This is a genomic window from Pseudoalteromonas sp. NBT06-2 (assembly GCF_002276045.1).
Classification (GTDB): Bacteria; Pseudomonadota; Gammaproteobacteria; order Enterobacterales; family Alteromonadaceae; genus Pseudoalteromonas.
Genome location: NZ_NQMR01000015.1, coordinates 79,152 through 101,469, shown reverse-complemented (window position 1 = coordinate 101,469; position 22,318 = coordinate 79,152). Strand labels below are relative to the sequence as shown.

General features: G+C 33.5%; 23 protein-coding genes. 11 read left to right on the top strand and 12 right to left on the bottom strand.

Annotated features, from left to right (window positions below):
* Positions 1-78: 78 nt before the first annotated feature.
* From CJF42_RS05160 to CJF42_RS05140, 5 genes are all read left to right on the top strand, one after another.
* On the top strand, positions 79-744 hold the full coding sequence (locus CJF42_RS05160; RefSeq protein ID WP_095365654.1) for a hypothetical protein: 666 nt from the start codon (positions 79-81) through the stop codon (positions 742-744).
* Between the two features lie 527 nt (positions 745-1,271).
* A complete protein-coding gene (locus CJF42_RS05155; RefSeq protein WP_095365653.1) occupies positions 1,272-2,033 on the top strand; it encodes a Cthe_2314 family HEPN domain-containing protein in 762 nt (253 codons plus the stop codon).
* Positions 2,034-2,057: 24 nt separating this feature from the next.
* On the top strand, positions 2,058-2,429 hold the full coding sequence (locus CJF42_RS05150; RefSeq protein WP_095365652.1) for a phosphopantetheine-binding protein: 372 nt from the start codon (positions 2,058-2,060) through the stop codon (positions 2,427-2,429).
* A 236-nt stretch (positions 2,430-2,665) separates the two neighbouring features.
* Positions 2,666-3,442 carry a hypothetical protein gene (locus CJF42_RS05145; protein ID WP_095365651.1) on the top strand — a complete coding sequence of 259 codons (777 nt, stop codon included), beginning with the start codon at positions 2,666-2,668 and terminating at the stop codon, positions 3,440-3,442.
* Between the two features lie 53 nt (positions 3,443-3,495).
* Complete coding sequence (locus CJF42_RS05140; protein ID WP_252097527.1) at positions 3,496-3,906, top strand: site-specific integrase; 411 nt, start codon at positions 3,496-3,498, stop codon at positions 3,904-3,906.
* 184 nt (positions 3,907-4,090) lie between these two features.
* Here CJF42_RS05140 and CJF42_RS05135 read toward each other — a convergent pair whose 3' ends face one another.
* Positions 4,091-4,744 carry an excalibur calcium-binding domain-containing protein gene (locus CJF42_RS05135; protein ID WP_095365649.1) on the bottom strand — a complete coding sequence of 218 codons (654 nt, stop codon included), beginning with the start codon at positions 4,742-4,744 and terminating at the stop codon, positions 4,091-4,093.
* Between the two features lie 205 nt (positions 4,745-4,949).
* On the opposite strand from CJF42_RS05135, the gene CJF42_RS05130 reads away from it, so the two are divergent.
* The 3 genes from CJF42_RS05130 (at position 4,950) to CJF42_RS28440 (ending at position 6,195) form a co-directional block, all read left to right on the top strand.
* Positions 4,950-5,525: a phage integrase gene (locus tag CJF42_RS05130; RefSeq protein WP_095365648.1), complete on the top strand. Its 576-nt coding sequence runs from the start codon at positions 4,950-4,952 to the stop codon at positions 5,523-5,525.
* Positions 5,526-5,707: 182 nt separating this feature from the next.
* Positions 5,708-5,905: a hypothetical protein gene (locus CJF42_RS28445; protein ID WP_252097526.1), complete on the top strand. Its 198-nt coding sequence runs from the start codon at positions 5,708-5,710 to the stop codon at positions 5,903-5,905.
* Between the two features lie 74 nt (positions 5,906-5,979).
* On the top strand, positions 5,980-6,195 hold the full coding sequence (locus CJF42_RS28440; protein ID WP_252097531.1) for a tyrosine-type recombinase/integrase: 216 nt from the start codon (positions 5,980-5,982) through the stop codon (positions 6,193-6,195).
* Between the two features lie 11 nt (positions 6,196-6,206).
* Here the strand turns inward: CJF42_RS28440 and CJF42_RS05120 are convergent, their stop codons facing one another.
* From CJF42_RS05120 to CJF42_RS05090, 7 genes are all read right to left on the bottom strand, one after another.
* On the bottom strand, positions 6,207-7,178 hold the full coding sequence (locus CJF42_RS05120) for a hypothetical protein (RefSeq protein WP_095365647.1): 972 nt from the start codon (positions 7,176-7,178) through the stop codon (positions 6,207-6,209).
* Positions 7,179-8,050: 872 nt separating this feature from the next.
* Entirely contained in the window at positions 8,051-8,311 is a 261-nt protein-coding gene (locus CJF42_RS05115) for a hypothetical protein (RefSeq protein ID WP_095365646.1), read from the bottom strand.
* A 473-nt stretch (positions 8,312-8,784) separates the two neighbouring features.
* Positions 8,785-9,561: a helix-turn-helix domain-containing protein gene (locus tag CJF42_RS05110; RefSeq protein WP_095365645.1), complete on the bottom strand. Its 777-nt coding sequence runs from the start codon at positions 9,559-9,561 to the stop codon at positions 8,785-8,787.
* Position 9,562: 1 nt separating this feature from the next.
* Positions 9,563-10,216, bottom strand: coding sequence for a hypothetical protein (locus CJF42_RS05105; protein WP_141235480.1), 654 nt, complete (start codon positions 10,214-10,216; stop codon positions 9,563-9,565).
* A 74-nt stretch (positions 10,217-10,290) separates the two neighbouring features.
* Complete coding sequence (locus CJF42_RS05100) at positions 10,291-10,488, bottom strand: hypothetical protein (protein WP_095365643.1); 198 nt, start codon at positions 10,486-10,488, stop codon at positions 10,291-10,293.
* Positions 10,489-10,948: 460 nt separating this feature from the next.
* Positions 10,949-14,200, bottom strand: a complete 3,252-nt coding sequence (locus CJF42_RS05095; RefSeq protein ID WP_095365642.1) for a fibronectin type III domain-containing protein — start codon at positions 14,198-14,200, stop codon at positions 10,949-10,951.
* A 380-nt stretch (positions 14,201-14,580) separates the two neighbouring features.
* The gene (locus tag CJF42_RS05090; RefSeq protein ID WP_095365641.1) at positions 14,581-15,450 is read right to left on the bottom strand and encodes a hypothetical protein; all 870 of its coding nucleotides are present in this window, start codon (positions 15,448-15,450) and stop codon (positions 14,581-14,583) included.
* A 178-nt stretch (positions 15,451-15,628) separates the two neighbouring features.
* On the opposite strand from CJF42_RS05090, the gene CJF42_RS05085 reads away from it, so the two are divergent.
* Entirely contained in the window at positions 15,629-15,910 is a 282-nt protein-coding gene (locus tag CJF42_RS05085; protein ID WP_095365640.1) for a peptidylprolyl isomerase, read from the top strand.
* Between the two features lie 17 nt (positions 15,911-15,927).
* Here the strand turns inward: CJF42_RS05085 and CJF42_RS05080 are convergent, their stop codons facing one another.
* From CJF42_RS05080 to CJF42_RS05070, 3 genes are all read right to left on the bottom strand, one after another.
* On the bottom strand, positions 15,928-16,212 hold the full coding sequence (locus CJF42_RS05080) for a hypothetical protein (protein ID WP_095365639.1): 285 nt from the start codon (positions 16,210-16,212) through the stop codon (positions 15,928-15,930).
* 239 nt (positions 16,213-16,451) lie between these two features.
* Complete coding sequence (gabT, locus tag CJF42_RS05075; RefSeq protein WP_095365638.1) at positions 16,452-17,732, bottom strand: 4-aminobutyrate--2-oxoglutarate transaminase; 1,281 nt, start codon at positions 17,730-17,732, stop codon at positions 16,452-16,454.
* Positions 17,733-17,803: 71 nt separating this feature from the next.
* Positions 17,804-19,291 (bottom strand): NAD-dependent succinate-semialdehyde dehydrogenase, encoded by a 1,488-nt coding sequence (locus tag CJF42_RS05070; protein WP_095365637.1) that lies wholly within the window; start codon positions 19,289-19,291, stop codon positions 17,804-17,806.
* Positions 19,292-19,400: 109 nt separating this feature from the next.
* Between CJF42_RS05070 and CJF42_RS05065 the strand changes: the two genes are divergently transcribed.
* The gene (locus CJF42_RS05065) at positions 19,401-20,327 is read left to right on the top strand and encodes a LysR family transcriptional regulator (protein WP_095365636.1); all 927 of its coding nucleotides are present in this window, start codon (positions 19,401-19,403) and stop codon (positions 20,325-20,327) included.
* Positions 20,328-20,390: 63 nt separating this feature from the next.
* Positions 20,391-21,404, top strand: coding sequence for an adenosine deaminase (locus tag CJF42_RS05060; RefSeq protein WP_095365635.1), 1,014 nt, complete (start codon positions 20,391-20,393; stop codon positions 21,402-21,404).
* A gap of 91 nt (positions 21,405-21,495) precedes the next feature.
* Here the strand turns inward: CJF42_RS05060 and CJF42_RS05055 are convergent, their stop codons facing one another.
* Entirely contained in the window at positions 21,496-22,107 is a 612-nt protein-coding gene (locus CJF42_RS05055) for a fumarylacetoacetate hydrolase family protein (RefSeq protein ID WP_095365634.1), read from the bottom strand.
* Positions 22,108-22,318: the final 211 nt, after the last annotated feature.

Sequence of the window (22,318 nt, the reverse complement as noted above, 5' to 3'; positions counted from 1 at the left end):
AAAATAACTAAGTCTGCTCGCTTATTTATATTTTTATATAATTAAAATTATATTGCACTTCATTTTACAAGGCGAAATATGAGAACTATTGAATGTACTTTATGCGCTAAAGTTATAAATAAAGCTACAAATGAACACTTACCCCAAAGATCTTTATACCCTAAGAAAATAAGGGACAGTATTAACTTTAATACCGTTAAAGCTTGCTCTGATTGTAATAATGGTTCTTCTAAGAGTGATGAGATTTTTAAAGTATTCATAGGTTTAATTGCTAACCATGAGCATAGCAATGAATTATTTTATAGTGTTAATAAGACATTAAATAATAATAATAAGCTAAATCGAGATATTGTTAACAACTCAACATTAACAAAAGATCATGGTCACTTAATTAGTCATTGGAATGCAAGAGATTACACTGATATTGTTTTAGAATCTGCTGAGAAATGTGCGAAGGGATTTTATTTCGATAAATACAATGAGGTTCTGATAAAAAACAACTCTATTTCACCTGTTCCAACACCTTTTATTTATGAAAAACATAAGATTGAAATTGAAGAGAAGCTTCAAAGCGCAGAGTGGTTAAGTGTGAATGCTGGCACTGTTAATTTTACTTTTTTGGATATGAAAAATACTGACATTATCATTATCATTAATTTTTTCGATAGTGCTGAATTTGTATTCTGCATAAGAGATAAAGAATACAATAAAAAAGTTAATTTAGGCTTAATAAATTTAAGTTAACAGAATACCCCCAGACTGATGCGGCTATCCGCATCAAAATAACTAATGTCTGCTCGGTTTGGCCGAGCAAAATATAAAATTAAGAAAAGCCCCCGGGCTGAACTGGGGCTTTGATCTGGTAATTGCTTAACTGTACCTATGCTGCTTCGGATCAACAGTATGGGTATATACTTTATACTATTGATTTGTGTGTTAGTTATGTGCATTTTGTGAAGTTGAGAGGTATTTTTCGTTAATAAATTTAATAAATAGCATCAAAATAACTAAGTCTGCTCGCTTTTGCCGAGCAAAATATAAAATTAAGAAAACCCCCACCATTGAATGCAAGATTGTAAATGTGTCTTTGATAGACGGAATAATTCCGTCTATCACGCAACAAGAAATCTAACAATATTTATCAAAGTCTTTGATAAAATTAGAAAAGAAGAGTATTTTATTGAAATTAAAAATCATGATAAGCGGAAAAGTACGTGTTTAAATATGGTATAAATCCGCCTATTAAGCTGTTATATTTTCAAGGAAGTTTAATGCACTTAATCAATAATATGATCCTTCTTGATGAAGATAACCCTATAAGAAGAAATCTAGAGGTTGTTGACTCCAAGTTGTCTGTGAAGACTGAAAGCGACCTAGATTATTATCTTCTTTCTTGTTCCAAAGCCTATTCGTCACTTTCTACATCGATTGATAAATCGAAATTATCGATTCAACTTTTAGATTATGATTATATTTTGAAAATTGAGTCTGAGCAGCATGCCAAGAGCGAATATATTGAACTTTTCATTGAGAATTCAATTATCAGAGTACAGTCTATTTATGATCGGGTTCTGATATTTGTTAATAGACTTTTAGAGCTTGGAATTAGTAACGAAAGTATTAACCATGGCCTAATAGTGACAAATGATAATGTTAAAAAATACGGTCTGGATAGCACACTAAAAAGTTTGAATAAAACATGCAATGAGTATCGAAACATCCGCAATACAATTATCCACCATGATAGATACACTGAAGAGAACCTTGATATGCTCGGTGTGGTTCATCAAGCTGAGCACTTAAGCAGGATTGATGGGCGTAAGGCACTAATTAAAGAGGAAACATTGGATAATTTAACTTCAGAGTTCATGCTTGATTATCAAACTGATCTTCAGGAATACTTTGAGAAAATCGAAGCTAAATTAAACGCCATTTACGATAAGGCCATGATTGTATATGCCACTAAGAAAGTAGCGTACAACAAATATAACAATTCAAGCCAAGGGACGCAGCAAAGCTGCGCCCCTGCTTGAGGCGTTGGTATCAAAGAGGAAAACATGAAATATCTCAAACTTGTGTTGTATTCAGTGTTAGCAATTACGTACTCAAACTTCGTTTGGGCGAATATTTGTGATGCAGTAGACCATAAAGTATTAGATGCAATGGCTAAGACCCTCGATGTTCGCGTGGATGAAATTGCTATTGATAAGACATTCTATGCTCAAAACTTTGATACTGATGTTTTAGACCTCATAACTGTAGTTGTTAATATGGAAGAAACTATAGGGCTTGAGCTTAAAGACGAAGATGTAGTCGATCCGGTAGTTTATTTTGATGAAGAAGAGTTTGAGCCAAAAATTAAAGACAAAGTAACGGTTCGAGAGTTTCAAGAGACAGTTCACAAAGCCTGTGTTAACTCTTTGCTCTAATTGTTGAAACACCTAACAAATAAGGATAGGTGTCGCGTAGCCGTCACCTTATCTGGGTGTTGAACAAGCCCGAGCTTAGGTCAATATTAAGCAGCCGCACAAAATACCCCCAGACTGATGCGGCTATCCGCATCAAAATAACTAATGTCTGCTCGGTTAATAGTAAAAGTAGGGAGTATAATTTAACCTCTATTCAATTTAAAATACGCCTATAAAATTTATAAGAAGCATTTAATATGACTTTGGTATCAAATAAAAAAACAGCTGTTGGTATAAAAGAAGTGCCGTACTTTCTGCTTTCAGATTCGGCATTAAACATTAGAAAAAGCTTATTACTTTTTAGTTTTATAGGTATTCTTCTCTCATACTATAATATCCAATTATTGGATATTTCTTTAGCTGGTCTTAAAGTTAAAGGAATTACCTTTGATATGTTAAGTACTATATTTTTATGGGTCATTTTTTTTAAATCCTTATCTTTCATTATAAATATTTTGAACGAATACAACGCATGGAAGTTAAGCCTACCAAAAGCATTAGCTGAACAAGTAGATGATTATTTTAAGACGATGCTACCTGAACTATCTGAAAAAACAGATAAAATGTACCTCAATGACTTTGCAGGGAAATATACTGACATGTGCATTAGCCTGTCGGCATGGACTGTAAAAGAGCGATTCGAAAGCGGTAACTTTTTAACTAATATAAACATTAAAATACCCGCTAATAAAGAGATTAAAGCACCAATTGATGTAGTTTTGTGTGAATCTCAAGTTTCACAGATAGCAAAAGAAATATCAGATAAGCTTGTTTCAAGCGGGAAAGATAGGCTACATGAAGCCATTAAAAATGATGCCCTTTTAATTCATAAGTATCAAAAAACATATAAAAACTGCAGGCTACTTGATGTATGTAAAGTTTGGGGGTGGGATATATTAGTCCCTAGTTTATTAGCTCTTATTTCTTTATTTTATTTGATGGATATAAAGTTTGAATGGGCGATACTTTCATAATAAACAGCCGCACAATATACCCCAAAGTGATGCATTAAATTTAAAAACCCAGCTTGAAAACTGGGTTTTTTAGTGTTTATTACTATATTTTTATATATCTTTTGCTCGCTATGGATGATGATTTTATTGCACCTGAAATGAGATTGTTTAGCCCTAAAGGTGATCGGCTATATTTAACAGCTAACGAACGCGCCAGATTTTTAGGGGCAGCGCATCAAGAAAAACCTATCAACCGCATTTTTTGCCATGTATTACATTACACAGGATGCCGATCAAGTGAAGCGCTAGAGCTAGATTTTAGCCGTATCGCTGTTAATGATCGTGAAATCACTTTTAGAACACTTAAAAAACGAAAGTATGATCAACAAGATAGAATCAAACAACAGCAATATCGAGCAGTACCAGTACCAAAAGAGCGAATAGAACACTTAGATTTAGTATTTGGTGTGCGGGGAATTCAATAAAAAGGCAAAGATATAAACAACAAACTAGCTTCCCACAAAGACCGAAGGCTTGGAGTAAATATTACAAACCGATAAAAGAGTGCAAGAATACCAAAAGAAATCGGTCTAATTTCGTTGCTTGTACTGAAGACAAATAAAGCAAAACGCCTCTTTAAATCAGAAATATCATGGCTAATTTTACAGTTTAAAATCGAGAGTCATTTTCACAAGGTATACCATCATGATCTCCATCCATTTTTATATCAGGGCAGTTAGCTGTGAAAAAGTTAGCTTCAGCTCTTGATCTCATCTGACTACAATGTTGTCTACCATCACATTTAAATCTAGGTTTTTCAGGAAATCTAAGTTTAGGCTCATTTATAGCTTTGACATTGTAAACTAAAGGTTCAGGAAATATTAGTTCAGCCTCTGCTGTAGCTTTTGCATGAGTAGTTTGTTTAAATACTCTCTTGTGAACTACAGGTTCTGAAGATTCAAATTCATTAATAATTACAGTATCAACACTATCGTCATTTACATAATTATAAACAAAATGAGCTATACCAACGAAAACTACTAATGAGAATAGGTTACTGATCAAAGTGCCTTTAGGTTCAACTCTATTCTGAGCCATTTGTGGCTCTAAAGCTAAAACACCTTCGATCATGCAATTTATAGCTCGACTCTTACCATCGGCTTGTTTTTGAACATCAAAATATATGAAGTCTCCGACTCTTGGCTTTCGACTCATAGCTTTTAATGATGATATATGAATAAAAACATCACTCATTAATGTCTCTGATTTTACGAAACCAAATCCTCGAGAATCATTCCAAGACTTTAACTCTCCTTTCTCCATTTAATAATCCTTTATTTCTTCATCATTAAGTCAATAAAGCTAATTATATTAAATAAAAATATCAGTATCAGTATCAGTATCTAATATTTGAGTCCCGATCCCCCCTATTAGGCGATTATGGGTTAATTGGTCATGTGGTTTGGTCCGTTCCAAGAATGTAAATCCTCAAATATATATCTAGTAAATATTGCTGAGAGATTTAAGTATGAGTATTAAAAAACAATCTAACGATAAGTATTTACTAGAAATGTATCCTAATGGCCGTACTGGTAAACGTATTCGTAAAACCTTTGGGACCAAAAATGAAGCCACACGTTTTGAAACTTATACCCTAGAGCAATATAACAATACCCCTTGGAATCCAAAACAAGATAAAACCCGATTATCTGACCTAGTAGATATGTGGTATGAATTACATGCCCAAAGTTTAACGGGTGATGCACGTTCACAAAAAACACTTAAAGCAATAGCCGAGGTATGTGGCGACCCATTAGCTAAAAACTTCAATCGTGCTATTTTCACAGATTACCGCAAAGCCAGATTAGAAAAAGTAAAAGCAAAAAACATTAATAATGAACATACCTATTTAAACGCCATGTTTAATAAATTGGTACGTATGGAGCAATGGTCAGAAAACCCAATTCATGGTTTAAGGCAATTAAAATACATACGTCCAGATATGGGGTTTTTAACACCGGACGAAATTTCTGTTTTACTAGAAGAACTAGGAAAAATCCGAAATCCAGATGCACTAATATACCCAAGCCACTTCAAGATGTGAGGTTCAGGACTGCTGAGAAATTCATGATCTAGGCGCATCTTTGCATTAATGGTTACTCCCTTAAAAAAAGATGAAACAACGAGCATGATTTGCTCAGAAGTCCCTGTAAGGTTGATTTATAAATACTTTATACAGCGTTATTGATTTTGAAAAGGGAATAACCATGTTCTTCAATCAATGCCTTGCCTAAAGCATTTCTAATTCCAACTGAATCCTGCATCTTGAAGTGGTTTGGGTATATAGTATCTAAAATTTGTTTATCTACAGGTTGTCGTTGGGGTGAAACTGAAAGTTTACGTGCTGAACAAGTTACCCCACACAGATTGCGCTTTGTAAGAACTAAAGGCAACAAAGTTCGTACAGTACCTATTTCAAAATAACTGTATGACGAAATACCTAAAACTAAAGGGGGGGTTATTTTTCTAGTTGTTGGAATGCTTTTAGAAAAGCTACGATAAGAGCGGAGCTAGAATTACCAGATGGACAAATGAGTCATGTTTTACGCCATATTTTTACGAGTCACTTCATGCAAAAAGGCGTTAATATCCTAGTACTTCAACAAATATTAGGACATTCAAGCATTATCGATACAATGAAATATAGTCACTTTGCACCAACACATTTAGAAGATGCTGCTAAATTAAATCCATTAGTGACTGATATCTCATAAAGTTAATATCATTATGATAATAAGTGAAATTGTTCTATTACCTTTTGGTGCTTTTTTGCCAACGGACCAGGTTTAACTGGCGGTATTCGCATCTGGTCAGTTTCATAATTACTTTTGCTAAATTCACTGGCAAATTGTGCCGCCAATTCATGCTTTCTTGTTTGTTGAGATAAATCTGCAATCTCTGCAATATCTATAGCAGGATCACAACGATGAAACCCCTGATAACTAAAGTTTTGGTCAACATGTAAGTCACTTAAAAAAACAAGTTCATTCATTAAAGCGCGACTTAATGTATTTAAAGTCAAATCTTTGGTTTGTAAAAACAGCGTTTTATTTTTGATTTCAGGTAAAGTGCTTAAATCATTACATTCAATACCTACATCAATTAACCATAAACCGTTTTTACGTTGCTCAACATCTTTAAGGGTTAAGATGCAGTTATCGTAATTGATACAGCTCAATACATGATTTATCTGCTGTTGTGGGCTTACTCTGGTTTGTGATTGTTGAAATTGCTTATTTTCATAAAACTGTGCCATTAACGGTAAATCTATATGTGTATTAAATGGCGTAGTAACACTGTTATTAACCTTAAGTTTAAATAGCTCTCTTACTTCGTGCTCTCGAGATTTTTTTATCGCTAAAAAAACGCTTTGTATGATTTCAGATGTAGGTAACTCTGGTTCTACACGCCATTTACGACCAAGTAACAGCTTTAATTCATTAGCGCTTGAATGCTTTTTGTAATTGTCATGGCCAACAACCCCTACTTGTATATAAATACACTCACCATCTTGCGCTGCAAATACAACATAACGGGGATCATATTCAATAGCACAAATTAGCGCTTCAACACTTTGTAATGTGTGATGATAAGTTAAATAATGCTGAGGTATACAAAACTCACCATTACTTAATTTAACCATAGGTGCTTTTGACATTACTTTCTCACCTAAACGTAACTGTACTTCTTTATCCATTTTCGTATCCTTATTTTGTGTCTAATAGTAATACGAAAAACAGAACAAAATAGTTCACTGATATTTAAAAGAATATGACAACCCATTTTTTATTATCAATGCGATGGCTTATTAATTATAAGGTTTAACCGGTTGTATTTCCCAAAGTTGATTTAATAAGTATCAATCCTTCAATTGCATCTACTTGCTAGGTGTCATCACCTAAAAGGCCATCAGCAATGCTAAGCTCATCACTACGTTTGTTATTTAATTAAACAATGGAGACAATAGTAATGACACAAGCCCTCACTTGGAGTTTATTTCCTTTGCCACTAATAAATCTCTATTGCCAATAATCGACCTTATTTCCAAACGAAGTTCTTTACGCTTTTCTTCAATTTTTTTACTAATTCTTTATTAATATTAACTTTCTGACTCATCAATTCTTCAATTATAAAGTCTCGAAAACTATGATAGATCGCTCTGAAATTTCTAGGGAAATATAACCCATATTTTGAGCTGAAAACTTTATTCATTTCATGAACAAAATTTTCAGCATTCTCTGGACTTAATATGTAATCCCCATTCTCTTTTCTTATTATTTTATCATTACCTATAGAGACTGAGATAAGTTAAAAAATAGACCAAAGATCCTCAGTAACATCTATTTTTTTGTCCGCCAACTTAGTTTATTTATAGTAAAAAAGCACTTAAAAATACTGCAATAATTGACATTACTAATGGAATTAAAAACTTTTCATAAAACAACTGATAAAAAACATCAATAACAATTTATCAGTAGTTAGTTTTCATCTATATAATTAAAAAAGTATTTTTTAGCTTTAGGGAGCTTTAGTATAATAGATTAAAACATATATTTACTTTATTAACATTTAACTAAGTGATTTGTGCTGCACTTCATACAACTCAACAATACATGTAGAACATACCATGCTATATGTCGCATTATCTGTAGTAACGTGTCGCCAGCCTCCACATGTTGCGGCTTTTAACCAAGTTGATTCTGTTATTAAAATGTCTTTTGATTTTGCTTGCTCAATGCAATTACAACGTTGACATCTTACTTGAGGATTATCACCTGTATTACTAATTGATTGTATTTCTGATATTTCTATTTCTTTCAACTCTAACATTTAGCCTCCTTTTTTGTTTAGGTGATGGATCAGACATAACTGAACAAAACAAATTTTATCTATCAAATTAAGCAAAAAATAGCGGTAATTAAATTCAATAACACAGGGTTTTATTTTAACAACTCAGCAACAGGGTTTTATTCATCTATTTTTGTTGTATTTTGTGATAGTGCAGGGTTTCAATGCCCTTTATGTACAATTATCAAACAAAAATAGTAAGCGTGCATTTACGTTGTATTTTATTGTATTAAAAAAGATGAGGCTAAAAATGAAGTATTAACGGGTTTAATAAAAAACCTATTAAGTTAGTGAACAAAAATACAGACGTTTGCTTTAGCTATGGTTATTAAAATTGAAAGTTACATCACAATTATATATTTAGATCATTTTAAATAGATCATACACTTAATTAATTTGGAATAAAGGTGTTCTGTGTTTTATAAAGGAACAGGAGACACTCAACAAATAACATATCAATTAAATAGTTGGACTGATAAATCCTTACCCGAACTTAATACTTCAATGTGATTCTTATTGCTCTTAATAAATTCTTTGTATTCAGAAGGTGTTCTTTTATGTCTAGCTTTAAATGCATTTCTAAATGATTCAGCATCACTATAACCAGCCATAAACTGTACTTTTATTAACTCTATAGAAGGCAGTTTTTTAGCTGAAACATCCATTCTAGCAGCAAGATAAATATCTCTATATGTTTCATTTGCGTTCTTAAGGCAAGAGTTAAACTCTTTCGTTGTTAAAGGGAGCGCTGCAATTAAATCATTCTTTTTTAAACGAGGTGCTGCTCTATATAAATTACAATCCGAAAACATGTGTTCTACATATCTATTAATTGCATTTTTAATGATCTTCAAATCATCAGGTGTATATTTTTCATCTTTAGGGCAAGCCTTGTTATATTCTTGTCTTATTTTGTTCAGTTCACTCTCAGATAAGGGCAGGTCGATAATAGTATGAACTCGATATTCGCCTTCATCATTTTTAAAATCAGGGCTTGGATCGCCTGGTTTTTTATAGGAATACAGTAACTCACCAAGAGAAAGTTTACTGCGTTCTATATGTTCACTTGGTTCTTCTTTGATGTTGGCATTGTAAATATCTTCAACGTGAAATCCTGATTTTTCATGGAATAGAGGAGTATTATTTTTTATATTCTCAGATTTTGCTTTGCCATAAATATAAATACCAGGAATCAAGGCGATTACGATTAATAAAAAAACGACTTCAATCATATCAACCTCTCCCATAGTTTTTTGCAAAGTTAATTATTTTTAGAGGAAGGCGCGCAGTTTTATCCCACAAATTTATAGGGTTCAAGGTGTTAAATATCCTAAGCTGCAAAACGGGAGGCCAAAGCATAAGTGTAGCTATCGCAATAATAGTGTAATTGTTCAATGTACTATAAAGATTATGTAAAGCTGGTGCTTGCTTATCAAGATCTAGGGGGACGAGCTTAACCCATAACAAAAAATTTAAAACTGCTAAGAACAAATTAAGTCCAATCACGACATAAAAAAAGCGACAATATTGATACTGCATTTTTTCATATATATGAGTAGCGATATACCAAGATACAATACCAAGAAGCGCAGCCACAAGATAAATATTTTGAGCGAACGTTTTATTCTGTGGGTTATTGTCTATATGTTGATAAACAAGCAAAAAAAGTAAGCTGCTAATTAAGTCTTTAGATGTAATTATTCCAATTAAAACCGTTCTGGAAATTCGTTCTTTTTTAAAAGCACATCTTATAGATGAGACACTTAAAGCCAAAACGTGAAGAAATGTAAAAATAATGACTAAAAATGCCGCTGGGGAAAAATAATTTTTAAACTCATTTACTTCTAGAATGGTAGAGTTAAATATATCAGCAATAAGATTTATCAAAATACCTCCCATACAGTCTGTTCGGATGTATACTATCTTATTGCTAAAAATTGTTCAAACAAATCTCTCTCGGCTTATTTTTTATTAATAATCACACCGCCACCAGAGTTGCTAGGTGTGATTACAATACCACCAGAGCCTTTAGACTTAAGAATTACACCACCGCCACTACCTTGCGATTTTATAATTACACCACCACCTGTATTAGCTATGGAAGCTGAACTCGTTAATAATATTGCTGCTGATACTGCTAAGGTTACAACTAATTTCATGTGTTACTCCGATTGCGTTTAAAGAAACGGAAAATTGTCGTTTCATTTGATAAATGTGTAGTACCAGCGATATAAAGCAAAAAACAAGCCAACATTTACTTATTCAAATAACGTTATAAATAATAATGGAGGGTATATTGTTTGGTTAACTAGAAAATCAGGAGGTGTTTCTATTGCGTATATATCCCCTTTCACTTTAATTGTAGGAAGTGAATAGAACAAAGCCCTATCACTAGTTCAAAAAAATAAGCGGATTACAGGTATTTTTAAATCATATTACGAACACAACAGAATATACAATTGAACATTTTTATATCACTACAAGTTGGTTAGCCCACGCCATGACTGCTTTTGCTTTACTACAACTTATTTTCATATAAATAAAACGTATCTTCATACTAAGTCAATAAAGTTACAAATGAAAAACCTCAGCACTTAAGCAAAGGTTTTTCTTTTTGATTTAATGTTTGCTTTCAACCATAGGTATAGGTGTTTCTAATACACCAATTGGTCTTGTCGTTTTATGATTATTCATTACCTTGGATGGCGTATTACGTACCGATACAGCTACTTTCGGTGAAGAAATTGCACCTTGTACCACGTCGGCAGGTTCTATTGCATGTTTAGCTGCGATATTAGGTGCCATTAAAAAATTACCATTTTGTGAATAATTTAAATGGCGATAATATAAATAGATATTACTCCAGTCATCATAGTCTCGCATAGTGTCATATCTTGCAGTCACATAATCTGGCGCATGATAGTCATAGTTGAAGTTAAATGACGTGGCATAATTATTAATACTACCATCACAATTTAAATCTAATCCACCTTCAATATATGATTCGATATAGCTTTGCTCGGTAAAGCTTGCATGGTTACCATAAGAATAGTTTAAATTATAATCACGCCAATCTGTTTCTAAACCACCGGGTAAATTACGACGCGATACACCAACGCCATATTTCCCTTCAAGTTGTGACATACAGTTTGCATTATACTCTCTGCGTACTGATACATAATGGCGATCTGACATCATTTCATGTTCAGTAAGACCATTGCCAGTATAAGGTACACCACTTAAAGCGTAAGCGTAATTCATAACACTGGTATAGTTCGGTTTAAAGTTAGCTTCATAATTTGGATAAGCATCCGGCCAACCACCATGACTTAAGCCTAATACATGCCCTAGTTCATGCATAAATACCGATGCTTGACTATTGATCATTCTATTTAACTCAGTTTCGTTATCATCATTTAAAAACCAACGGCTTTTAGTTGCAGCTGCAGGAGATCCTAAGGCAACATAAAAATAGTAATCGAAGTAATCTGGTGCTTGACCAGAAGAGCCCTCTCCACCAGCTGCTTGTGAGCTTGCAAATAATGCATAATAAAATAACCGTGCACGTTCTGGTTTATTATCAAAATATGCCGGCATATAACTAAATACCCCAGGGTAAGTATCATTATTTTTCATACCCGGTACCGCATAGTTACCGGCGTATTCATTACGCCAATCAGATAAACCTATCCAAGGTGAATATTGAACCGCTTGCCCACCACCTAAGTTATAATTTTCAGGCCCGTAACCGTAAAGGTTACCCGTATCAAAATGTAAGCTATAACCATGCTCTGCAAATACACTTTTTACTTTATCAAACACTTCTCGTCTTGGTTGAGTGCCATGATCACCTGAGCTTGTTTTACTCATATAGTCTACTTCAATAAATACGTCAGTAACGCCTTTACGTGCACCCCAATCATAAACAGGCATGTCGAAGAATGTTTTGCCAGACTCTTCTGCACAATCAGGTATGCCATCTTTATCATTATCTAGGTGTATATTATTACAATAAGGTTGTACTGGAGATTGCTGAGTACCTAAGTTTAAATTCCAGCTCAAAGTTTTACGTGACATGTAACCACCGCTTTGTATTTCAAACTGTATTGTTTCAACATTGCTAATGCGGTTACCAAAGTGAGAATAACTATAATTAAAAGGCACGTAATTATCATTGTTATGATCTGTTGTTTTTTCAACAAAACCATATTCACCTTGGCACGTTACTTTCATTGAATAATTAGCAGGATTAAAACCACCACCTTGCACGTAAATATTTCCACTCACCGAAAAATCATCAAAAGAATCACCATAACGTGAAATATCAATGCCCCCATTAACATCTGGTAAATTACAAATTTGAACGTCTGTAATTTCAATGCTTTTTGCAGGACTATAATCACTGATTTTTGAGCCGCATACAGCAGCTACTTTTATTTGATAAGTCCCCGAAGCCAAATCATTAAATGCTTTATTGAGTCCAGATTGTTGACCTAAATCCTGCCAACTCTCATTAGTCGCTAACTGTATTTGATAATGCGTTGCCTGATTAACACTTAACCATTGTGCGTTAAATCCATCATCATTAATCGCTGTTAAATTTAAGCTTAATGGCGCTGTTAATTCACTTGGACATGAACTCACTAAATTTACACTTAGCCATTCACTTTCACTTATAACACTATCGTCACAGTCAACAACTGAAATTATGCGAACATATTGCAGGGAAGCAGAATAAAGGTTGTTTACTTCATATGAAAGGTTGTCAGTTGCCGCGATTGTTTGCCATGCGCTATTAACCCACAATTGCACTTGGTATTTGTCAGCATCAGTCACTTTACTCCAGTTAAGCGTGAATGATGTTTCAGTTACGTTACTTGCAACTAAACCCGATGCTTTGGCTAAGCTATCAGGGCAAACGTCTTGTTCTAATAATTGAACTTTGACCCAACTACCTTCACTTTTAATTGCATTATCACACCCGACTTTTGCAACAATACGTACATACTGGGCAGATAAAGGTGTTAAGCCCGTTACTTCATAAGATAAATCACTTGTATTGGCAACAGTTGACCATTCGCCATTTACCCATAATTGAATATCATAGTTATCTGCGTCTTGAACTATTTGCCAATTTATAAAGAATGAGCTTGAATCTATATCGCTAACTACCGGAGCTTCAGGTTTAGCTAAACTTGTTGGACAGGTATTAGCACCCGTTATCGGCACTGTAATGTAAGCACTAAAATCTGAACTACCACATGCATTATTAGCATTAACTCTTATGTATTCAGTCCCGATACTTAAATTAGATAAGTCATATTGATTATTGGAAGTTGTGGTGACTTGGTTCCAGCCAATAGCATCTTCCCAACGTTGTAATTGATAGCTTTCAGCGCCCTCAACTGCATTCCATTTTACTGTAAAACTGCTACCTGTTAGATTTGCTTCTATCAAACCTGTTGGCATTGTAGGATCGCTACATTGCGAAATGCCAGTCATAGTGACACCTAACCAACTACTTGGTGTACTAGCTTCACCACAAGAATTTTTTGCAGTGACATTAAAATAATAATATCCCTGAGTTAAATTATTAATCGATGCTTGATTAGTATTACTAGATACGTGTTTATAACTGCCATTAAAATAACTTTGTATATCATAGCTGCTGGCCCCTGATACTTGATCCCAAGATAAATCAACTGACGTTCCTGTATTATTATTTACTGTAAAATTAACTGGTTGATCCATTACTGTGCAATTATTTGCATATACCGGATTAAAAAAACCAAGCAGTAATAATAAACATACCGAAATAGCCCTATTAAGACCTGTTCTTTCATGCCATTTTTTATCGTTTTTACTGGCCATACCCTCATCTCCTAAATGTAGCTAAATATTAGTGTGAGTGAATAATAACCAGTTTATTTTTTCATCGTCAATAGGTTTAAAACGCGAAGTTTTAATTCTTAAATAAAGCAACAAAAATAAATTTAATCATTTATTTACAGTACATTACAAAAAAATTAGCATAAATAATTATATTTTAGAGACGCATAAACAACACCTCACGTTCCTATTACAGCTTTTGGTGCCATGAAGTTTTTTTATAAAAACTTCACTTTTTTTAGATAACTCGATGCAAACGCGTATTTTTATAACTTAAAGATACATTTTTAACTTTTAAGTTAACCAAAACCTCCTTATATAATTCAATGTAAAAGCTTTTAAATTTCTATCATTAAATCACTTTATTTAACCGTCGCTTTACTTAATTTATCTTTTAATTGAACTAAAGTTTTTATACGGTTAAACCAAAATGGTGCTCCGAGTGAAATGAATATTGTTGAAATTATCATCCCCATCCAAAAAGAAAGTAACTGCCATATCGATTTATGGTTGTGCGTTTCACCTATTTTATAAAAGTGAGATTCTCCTTCAGGTAATATCGTAAAACCATACAAAGCAGCATTTCTTTGTTCTGACATTAAACAAGATTGAATATCTGTAAATTGAATTAAATCGCTACATTGGCTATTAGACTTTACAATTTGTTGCTGTGCTTGATTAACTAAACTATCTCTATAAACTTTATTTTGGGATACTTTATTTAATACAGAAAACGTATCTAGTTGAAATAATAAAACAAAAAAACCAGCGATAATAAATGACCAAAAATGAGTTTTACGAGTAAAATGACTACTCATTTCAGTTTCTATTCTTCCAAAAAATCTATCTACTTCTTCTAATAATGTATTTAAATCCGGCTTGGTATTACAACTACTTTGTTGATGCAAGTTAGTAAATACTGCTTTAATTTCTTCATCATTAATATGCCCGCGTTCATAATTTCTAAATAATTGGTAAAACAACCCTCTTCTATTGGCTTTAATCGTTGGCCTCATTAAATCTAATAATGAAGTATTTAAAGTATCGTTTGATACCCAGTTATTATTCATTTTATTTATATGATTAGCTAACGCTGTGAGTCCTAACTTTAAATGGTCAGTTCGCCATTTAAGGTTATTTTGTAAAAATTGAATAAATGCAGTCACCACTAAACTAAACATCAGCATGACAGAGCAAAAGGCAATGAGGATCCCTAAAATATCTAAAAGCATATCTTGTTGTTATTCTTAAAATAATAATGTGGGTAGTTGAGCATTTTTAGAAAAAAAGCTCAACTTTAAACATATATATTTAACAATTAATGCTATTTCTCACCATTTATATAAATACCGTTAATCTTTTAAAAATTACTCATGTTATAATTTAAGCGTAAATATTTATGAGGTTAACATGGCACGTACAGCATCAGCTTTGCATATTTTAGTGAAGCATAAAGAACAAGCAGAAGACATACTCAAACAGCTGAATAAAGGTGCTAAGTTTCATGTTTTAGCTAAAAAGCATTCAACTTGTCCATCAGGTAAAAAAGCTGGTGGTAGTTTAGGTGAGTTTACCAAAGGTACTATGGTACCTGCGTTTGATAAAGTTGTTTTTAGTAAAGAGATTTTAACACCTCACTTAGTTAAAACTAAATTTGGCTGGCATGTAATCAAAATTTTGTATCGTACATAAAGATTAAAGCATAAAAGTTATGCTTTAATCGTCACTATAGTGATAAAACCGAGCATACTTACTATTAAGCTAATTTTAAATATTAATAACTTACGTTGCTCACGTTTAATTTCTTCAACTGTCATTTGATCTTTTTCTAAGCTATTTTTTTCAAGTCCTAGCATAAAAGCAAAAGTCACCACAGAACCAAATATAAAAAAGCTAACTAATGTAGGAATATCAAATTTTTGATGTAAGGCATAAATTAATATAAAAATTAATATAAATAAACTAAGTCTAAAATAATCAATTTTATTGCGCATTTACAGCCCTTTATCCATTTAATGCAAACACTACCTATTTTTTATACACAAAGTGCAATCTAGTTTATTTTCTTATAAAATAAAGAATTAGTTTAAAAATATTAAAAATTTCATAAATAATTATTAAATACACTATTTTTAATCAAACTATACGCTATTTTTTAAATAAAAAAGCCAATATCGATACCTGTATTGGCTACAAAATGCAGTAAAAACTATAAGAGATTGTTTTTAATATCTTAATTATTTAAACTTGAAAATAAATCTGCAAAAGAGTCTAGCCCTTCATTAGCTAATTCATCACTAATCGTTAATGCTGGTAAAAAGCGAATAACATTACCGTAAAACCCACACGCTAGTAACACCAAACCATATTCAGCGGCTTTGCCTATGATCGCTTGTGTTAACTGTGAATTAGCTTGTTCTGAATCACCATCAACTATTAGCTCCATTGCAATCATTGATCCTTGATTTCTGACATCTAAAATCAAGTCAGGATATTGTGATTTTAATACTGATAATCTTTCATTAAACAAAACACCTATTTGCACAGAACGTTCAATAAGGTTTTCTTCTTTAATTACATCAAGTACAGCAAGTGCGGCAGCACACGCAACTGGAGAACCACCATAAGTACCGCCTAAACCACCCGGTAATGGCGCATCCATTATTTCATTCTTACCAACAACTGCAGCAATTGGAAATCCACCAGCAATACCTTTAGCCATCGTCATTAAATCAGCTTCAACACCACTATGTTCAAAACTAAACATTTTACCTGTACGGCCAAAGCCCGTTTGAATTTCATCTGCAATTAAAACGATACCATGTTCATTACATATTTTTCGTAGCGCTTGTAAAAACGCCGTTGGCGCAGCATAGAACCCCCCCTCACCTTGTACTGGCTCAACAATAATGGCGGCAACATCAGAAGGTGCAATATCTACTTTAAATAAGTTTTCAATCGCCTTTAATGATTGCTTAACTGTAATATCGTGACATTCAATCGGAAAAGGTGCGTGAAAAATATCACCTGGGAAAGGACCAAATAAGTTCTTATAAGGTGTAATTTTACCCGTTAAAGCCATCGCTAAATTTGTACGACCATGAAAACCTCCATTAAAGGCAATTACACCACGACGGCCTGTATGCGCGCGCGCTATTTTTACACAGTTTTCAACAGCTTCAGCACCTGTAGATACAAAAATAACTTTTTTATCAGACTCTCCAGGCACTGCTTCAACTAACTTTTCAGCAAGCTCAACCGCTACTTCATACGGATTTACCATCACACAGGTATGGCTAAATTTATCTAGTTGCTCTTTAACCGCACTCACCACTTTTGGATGGCTATGACCCGTATTACATACAGCGATACCTGTACCAAAATCTATGTAACGTTTTCCTTCAACATCCCAAAGCTCTGAATTTTCAGCACGCTCTACATATACAGGGTATACATTACCTTGACCACGGGCGATCACTTTTGTTTTTCTTGCTTGTAAATTTGCGTTTGTCATTTTTATTTACCTAAATTCAATTCGTGTATATTAATAAGCGATATAAAGCATCATAAGCTCTGAGTGATCACTTAATTATCGGAATTGGTATTATCAAGACCACCCATGCATAAGTATTTAATTTCTAAATAATCATCTAAACCATATTTAGAACCTTCTCTGCCGTTGCCCGATTGCTTAACACCACCAAATGGTGCTGCTGCATTTGAAATTATGCCTTCGTTAATGCCTACCATACCGTACTCTAAACCTTCTGCTACACGCCAAATACGACCAATATCTCGAGAGTAAAAATAAGCAGCTAAACCATATTCAGTATCATTGGCCAATTGTATTGCTTGCTCTTCGCTATCAAATGCAATAATAGGTGATACAGGGCCAAATATTTCATTTTTAGCGATAGGCATATCGTTGGTAACATTGGTTAAAATAGTTGGTTTATAAAAGTTTTCGCCTGCCTCTAATGCTTTTCCACCAATTTTTAACTGTGCACCTACTGCAATTGAATCATTTACTAGTTTTTCAACATCACTTACTGCATTTTTAGAGATCATAGGGCCAATATTTACCCCTTCGTTTAAACCATTTCCTAATGAAAGCTTTTCAACTTCTGTGGCAAATTTTTCGGTGAACGCTTCTAACACCTCTTTTTGCACTAATATACGATTAGTACATACACAGGTTTGACCTGCATTTCTGTATTTAGAAACCAACGCTCCTTGAACTGCGGCATCTATATCTGCATCATTAAAAACAATAAAGGGTGCATTACCGCCTAATTCCATAGATACTTTTTTAATTGTGCTAGCACATTGACCTATAAGTGTTTTACCTACATCTGTTGATCCTGTAAAAGTAAATTTAGCGATATCTGGATGCTGCGTTAAAACTTTACCCATACCACGAGAGTCTTCACCAACAACAACATTAAATACACCTGCAGGTATGCCTGCACGCTCAGCTAATTCAGCCATAGCAAGCGCTGATAGCGGTGTTAATGTTGCTGGGCGAACAACAAAAGTACAACCTGCAGCTAAGGCGGCTGCAGCTTTACGAGCAATCATTGCATTAGGAAAATTCCAAGGCGTGATAGAAGCCACAACACCGACTGGTTGTTTAATAACAATGATACGTTTATCGCCTGAAGGGCTTGGGATCACATCGCCATAAATACGCTTACCTTCTTCAGCAAACCATTCAATAAATGCTGCACCGTATGCGATTTCACCTTTTGCTTCGCCAAGTGGTTTACCTTGCTCTAAAGTTAATATGCGACCAAGATCATCTTGATGTTGCATCATCAAGTTAAACCAATTTCTTAATAAACCCGCTCGTTCATTTGCCGATTTAGCTGACCAAGCTTTTAACGCATTTTTTGCGGCTTTTACTGCTAGTTCAGTTTCAACAATACCAGCATTATTGACGGTTGCTACCAATTCACCATTGGCGGGGTTAATGACAGTAAAATCACCTTCACTACTATGCCAACTGCCATTGATATAAGAAAAAGTTTTTAATAACTTTTCATCTTGTAAGCCATGATCTTGTAAATTTCGCACATTAATCTCCAATGTAAAATATTTTATCTATTGAATAACAAACTCAACTCATGTTAAATACAAAACATTAAACCTTAAGTTTTATAGCTGTAAAACATAGAGCTGAATTTTGAACAAATCTTCTATCATTCCAAAACCAATTACTGAATATGATTTACGTTTATTACGCATTTTTTTATGTGTGGTTGAGCATGGTGGTTTTGCCGCAGCAGAAACTGCTTTAGGTATTACACGATCAACCATAAGTGTTCATATGTCTAACTTAGAGTCTAGAATGAAACTAAAGCTTTGTTTAAGAGGCCGAGGTGGTTTTTCATTAACAGAAGATGGCCAAGCGGTATATCGTGCCGTAATCAGCTTATTTGATTCTTTAAATGATTTTTCGTTATTAGTTGGTACTTTAGGCAAAGAACTCAGTGGCGAACTTGTAATTTTATGTGCCGATCAACTAGATCATGCTAAACAGCAAAAAATGGCACAAGTTATTCAAGAAATTCACGATAGTTCACCCAACCTGCATTTAGTATTAGATGGGAATTCAATATCTAATATTGAAAAGTCATTACTAAAAGATAAAGCCCATATTGGTATATTTCCTGATTATCAACAAGTTGAAGGTTTAAATTATACACCTTTATGCCATGAGCCTATTTATTTATGTTGCGCCCATTCGCATCCATTTTTTAATAAAGTAGATACACAGATCACAGATAATGATTTAGCTTCAGCCCATGCAATACATCCGGGTATTGATATAGATATGTCAGGAAAAAAACAACTAACCAAGTTAAATCTCGCCGCTAAGGCTTATCAATTTGATATGCGTAAATCAATGATTTTATCTGGCAGATACATAGGCTATATGCCACAAAGTTATATTCAACATGAACTCAACATGGGTTTAATGCGAATAATCCAACCTGGCTCTTTAACTTATCAGTTTAATTTATCTTTAGTCACTAAAAAATCTCCTAGAGAAATCAATAAGGTTAAATTACTTAATGAAGTATTTAACAAAGTTTTTGCATTAAAGTAGCCGAATTGAAATTATTTAGGTATATACTCAAAGGTAAGCTTTAATTACTCGGAGTACTTGCCTATGCATAAAGTGTTCATTTCTGGTTTACCAAAAGTTGAGTTACACCTTCATATTGAGGGCTCTTTAGAACCTGAGCTGATGTTTAAGTTAGCTAAACGTAACAATGTTGATATTCCTTTCAACAGCCCAGAAGAAGTCGCTCAAGCGTATAAGTTTGATAGCTTACAATCTTTTTTAGATATTTATTATCAAGGTGCAAATGTACTTATCCATGAACAAGATTTTTTTGATTTAACATGGGAATATTTATTACGTTGTAAGCAAGATAATGTTATTCATACGGAAATATTTTTTGATCCACAAACACATACCGATCGTGGTATTGCTTTTGACACAGTGATAAATGGCATTGATAAAGCATTAAAACAAGCCAAACAACAACTCAATATTAGCAGCCATTTAATTATGAGCTTTTTACGCCATTTAGACGAAGATTCTGCTTTTAATACCTTAGAGCAAGCAAAACCTTATCAAGATAAAATAATTGCAGTGGGTTTAGATTCATCGGAATTAGGTAATCCGCCTGAAAAATTCGAACGGATATTTCAACAAGCAATAAAGCAAGGTTACTTAACCGTTGCACATGCAGGTGAAGAAGGTCCTGCTAGTTATATAAGTGATGCATTAAACTTATTAAGCATTTCACGAATCGATCATGGTGTGCGATGTATAGACGATAAAACGTTACTCGATAAATTAATATCACAACAAATACCATTAACTGTATGCCCGCTATCTAATGTTAAGTTATGTGTATTCAACGATATGACTCAACACAATATCGTTGAATTATTAAGAATGGGCGTTTGTGTTACTATAAACTCAGATGACCCAGCATATTTTGGCGGTTATATGACAAGTAACTTTTTATCGCTTGCTCAGGCTCATGAAATGAATTTAAAAGAAATAGCACAATTTACCTACAACGCCATTCAAGCAAGCTTTATTAACGATGCTGAAAAAGCACGATTAAATAAAACTACATATGAGTATGTATCTAGATTTATTGATTGAAGTTATTAACCTCTTGAGTCATGGTTTAAAATACTAGACCTCCAATAAAATAACTTACAGATGACGCCTGTGAGGACTTTTATTAATAGAGCTAAACAGCCATCCAACTCTTACTTACTAACTCTATTTCATCTAGTAATACGCGAGCTTCAAAGTTGGCTCCTGATTTAATCACTCCGACCCCTTTTGGTGTGCCGGTCATAACAATATCACCATCTTGTAAATCCATAAATGATTGTATTTCTTTTAAAATATCATCTGGTTTATACATCATTAATTCAATGCCACCAGCTTGCATTAATTCATTATCAATTTTAAGCTCTAAAGTTAAATCTGAAGGTATACAATCAATAGATACAAAATCACTAAATACTGCTGAACCATTAAATGCTTTTGCGCGCTCCCAAGGTAACCCTTTACCTTTTAGTTTGCTTTGCAACCCACGTTTAGTTAAATCTAAGCCAAAGCCTACTGCACTAAAACGTCCTTGCTGATAAATAAAACTCAACTCACCTTCATAATGTATTTTTTCTTGATAAAAAGCCGTTAACTGCTCTGATATTGCTGAATTTGGCTTTAGAAATATCACCATTTCATCTGGTATCTCATTGCCAAGCTCAGCGATGTGATCAACATAGTTTCTGCCGATACAAATGATTTTATTGGGTGTAATGGTTTTATTATCAAGCTGAACAGTTTTCAAATTTAATACCTGCTATTAGAAGAAAATGAATCAAAAAGCGCTTATCATTTTATACAATAAGCGCTGATATTTTCCTATATATTTGCAATCGCGATTATTCATCAAATTAATAATGAGACAAACGGACTTCAGATATAGGCGGGGCTTTACTTATATCAATGTAAATAATCACACGAAATATGGACAGTTAACGATAAAACAGAAGCTTTTG